Consider the following 3,439-nt stretch of genomic DNA (forward strand, 5'->3'; position numbering starts at 1 on the left):
CCTGTGGGAGAGTAGGACGCCGCCGAACAATCATTGTGGGAATGCCCCGCACCAACCCGTTCCGGGTTCGGTGCGGGGCTTTTCTGCGTTCCCGGGCAGGGGTGCCGTCTCCTGTAGGGTCAGGGGGCCAGTGAACGACCATTTTCTACAGTCACAGTGGAGGCCCCCGGGTGGAGGTCCAGGAGACTCGGGTTCAGACCGACCGAATTTTCACGATTCCGAACATCCTGAGCATGGCTCGCCTGGCCGGCGTGCCCCTGTTCCTGTGGCTGATCCTGGCCGAGCACGACGGATGGGCCCTGGCCGTCCTCATGCTGAGCGGGATCAGCGACTACCTCGACGGGAAGCTCGCCCGCCGCTGGAATCAGATCAGCAACCTCGGTCGGCTGCTGGATCCCGCCGCTGACCGGCTGTACATCCTCTCGACGCTGTTCGGTCTGACCTATCGCGAGCTCCTCCCGCTGTGGCTCACCGGGGCCCTGCTCGCCCGCGAACTGATGCTGCTGGTCATGGTGTGGATCCTGCGCCGCCACGGCTATCCGCCGCCGCAGGTCAACTTTCTCGGCAAGGCCGCGACCTTCAACCTCATGTACGCCTTCCCCCTGCTACTCCTCAGTGACGGCACGGGTTGGTTGGCCTGGACGGGGGCAGTTTTCGGATGGGCGTTCGCCGGATGGGGTACAACCCTCTATTGGTGGGCAGGAATCCTTTACGTGGTTCAAGTCCGCCGTCTCGTGAAGGCGGACGCCACGGCCGATTGAGCTCGTCGGACGCCGGATGACGCGTAGGCGAAGCCGTAGTCCGAGACGGGTGAGGTCGGCGAGAACGTCGTCTCTCTAGGAGGACTCTTCCGACATGAAGGCCGTCGTGATGGCCGGCGGCGAAGGTACGCGACTTCGCCCCATGACCTCAAGCATGCCCAAGCCGCTCCTGCCGGTGGCCAACAGGCCGATCATGGAGCACGTGCTCAGGCTGCTCAAGCGGCACGGGCTCAACGAGACCGTGGTCACCGTGCAGTTCCTGGCGTCGCTCGTCAAGAACTACTTCGGTGACGGCGAGGAGCTCGGAATGGAGCTCACCTATGCCAATGAGGAGAAGCCACTCGGGACCGCCGGCAGCGTGAAGAACGCCGAGGAAGCCCTGAAGGACGACACCTTCCTCGTGATCTCCGGCGACGCGCTCACCGACTTCGACCTCACCGACCTGATCAAGTTCCACAAGGAGAAGGGCGGCCTCGTCACCGTCTGCCTGACCCGGGTACCGAACCCGCTGGAATTCGGCATCACCATCGTCGACGAGGCAGGCAAGGTCGAACGCTTCCTGGAGAAGCCGACCTGGGGCCAGGTCTTCTCCGACACCATCAACACCGGCATCTACGTGATGGAGCCGGAGATCTTCGACTACGTGGACCCGGACGTCTCGGTCGACTGGTCCGGAGACGTCTTCCCGCAGCTGATGAAGGAAGGCCGGCCGATCTACGGCTACGTCGCCGAGGGCTACTGGGAGGACGTCGGTACGCACGAGAGCTACGTCAAGGCGCAGGCCGACGTGCTTGAGGGCAAGGTCCAGGTCGACATGGACGGCTTCGAGATCTCGCCCGGCGTGTGGATCGCCGAAGGGGCCGAGGTGAGCCCCGACGCGGTGCTCCGCGGACCGCTGTACATCGGGGACTACGCCAAGGTCGAGGCCGGGGCCGAGATCCGCGAGCACACCGTCGTCGGGTCGAACGTGGTCGTCAAGAGCGGCGCCTTCCTGCACAAGGCCGTCGTCCACGACAACGTGTACATCGGACCGCACAGCAACCTGCGCGGCTGCGTGATCGGCAAGAACACCGACATCATGCGGGCGGCGCGGATCGAGGACGGCGCCGTCATCGGCGACGAGTGCCTCGTCGGTGAGGAATCGATTGTCCAGGGGAACGTACGCGTCTACCCCTTCAAGACGATCGAGGCCGGCGCCTTCGTCAGCACCTCGGTGATCTGGGAGTCCCGCGGGCAGGCGCACCTGTTCGGCGCGCGCGGTGTCTCGGGCATCCTGAACGTGGAGATCACGCCCGAGCTGGTGGTCCGGCTCGCCGGCGCGTACGCGACGACCCTCAAGAAGGGCGCGATCGTCACCACGGCCCGCGACCACTCCCGAGGAGCGAGAGCACTCAAGAGGGCCGTGATCTCGGCGCTCCAGGCGAGTGCCATCAATGTGCGGGACCTGGAGAACGTGCCGCTGCCCGTCGCCCGGCAGCAGACCGCGCGCGGCAGCGCGGGCGGCATCATGCTGCGGACCTCGCCCGGCGTGCCGGACTCCGTGGACATCATGTTCCTGGACGAGCGGGGAGCGGACCTCTCACAGGCGCAGCAGCGCAAGCTCGACCGCGTGTACGCGCGGCAGGAGTACCGCCGCGCCTTCCCCGGCGAGATCGGTGACCTGCAGTTCCCGTCGAGCGTCTTCGACTCGTACACGGGCTCGCTGCTGCGGCGGGTGGACACCACCGGCATCAGCGACGCGGGGCTCAAGGTCGTCGTGGACGCCTCCAACGGCAGCGCCGGACTCGTCCTGCCCAGCCTGCTGGGCCGGCTCGGGGTGGACGCGCTGACGATCAACCCGGGGCTCGACGAGTCGAGGCCCACGGAGAGCGTGGAGTCCCGCCGGGCCGGGCTGGTGCGGCTGGGGGAGATCGTGGCCTCCGCGCGGGCGGCCTTCGGGGTGCGCTTCGACCCGGTGGGCGAGCGGATCTCGCTGGTGGACGAGCGCGGCCGGATCATCGAGGACGACCGGGCGCTGCTGGTGATGCTCGACCTCGTGGCCGCCGAGAAGCGCAGCGGCAAGGTCGCGCTCCCGGTGACCACGACCCGGGTCGCCGAGCAGGTGGCCGCGTACCACGGCACGCAGGTGGAGTGGACGACCACCTCGCCCGACGACCTGACACGGGTGGGCCGGGCGGAGGACACGATCTTCGGCGGGGACGCCCGGGGCGGGTTCATCGTCCCCGAGTTCAGCAGCGTCTTCGACGGGTCGGCCGCCTTCGTGCAGCTGCTCGGACTGGTGGCGCGCACCCAGCTCACGCTGAGCCAGATCGACGCCCGGATCCCGCGGGCGCACGTACTCAAGCGGGACGTGCCGACGCCGTGGGCGGTCAAGGGGCTCGTGATGCGGCGGGTCGTCGAGGCGGCCGGCGACCGCCAGGTGGACACCACGGACGGCGTCCGCGTCGTGGAGGCCGACGGCCGGTGGGCGCTGGTCCTGCCGGACCCGGCGGAAGCCGTCACCCACCTGTGGGCCGAGGGCCCGGACGACACCTCCGCGCAGGCGCTGCTCGACGAGTGGGCGGCCGTCGTGGACGGCGCCGTCACCGTCCAGCGCCGCACCGTCCGACTCGGCCGCCGTGGCCAGTGGAGCGCGACGGCCGACACCGGTCCGACCGGCGACTCTCCCATAGCCGTGC

The 3,439-nt window shown here is 68.4% G+C and carries 2 protein-coding genes; both read left to right on the plus strand.

The genetic code is table 11. From position 1 onward, the window contains the following. Positions 1 to 170 precede the first annotated feature (170 nt). Complete coding sequence (locus ACFWUQ_RS31330; protein WP_384544789.1) at positions 171 to 761, plus strand: CDP-alcohol phosphatidyltransferase family protein; 591 nt, start codon at positions 171 to 173, stop codon at positions 759 to 761. Positions 762 to 855: 94 nt separating this feature from the next. Then, a partial coding sequence (locus tag ACFWUQ_RS31335) for a sugar phosphate nucleotidyltransferase (protein ID WP_384544791.1) occupies positions 856 to 3,439 on the plus strand: 2,584 nt, incomplete at its 3' end.

The sequence above is a fragment of the Streptomyces sp. NPDC058662 genome, from assembly GCF_042716255.1.
Taxonomy (GTDB): Bacteria; Actinomycetota; Actinomycetes; order Streptomycetales; family Streptomycetaceae; genus Streptomyces.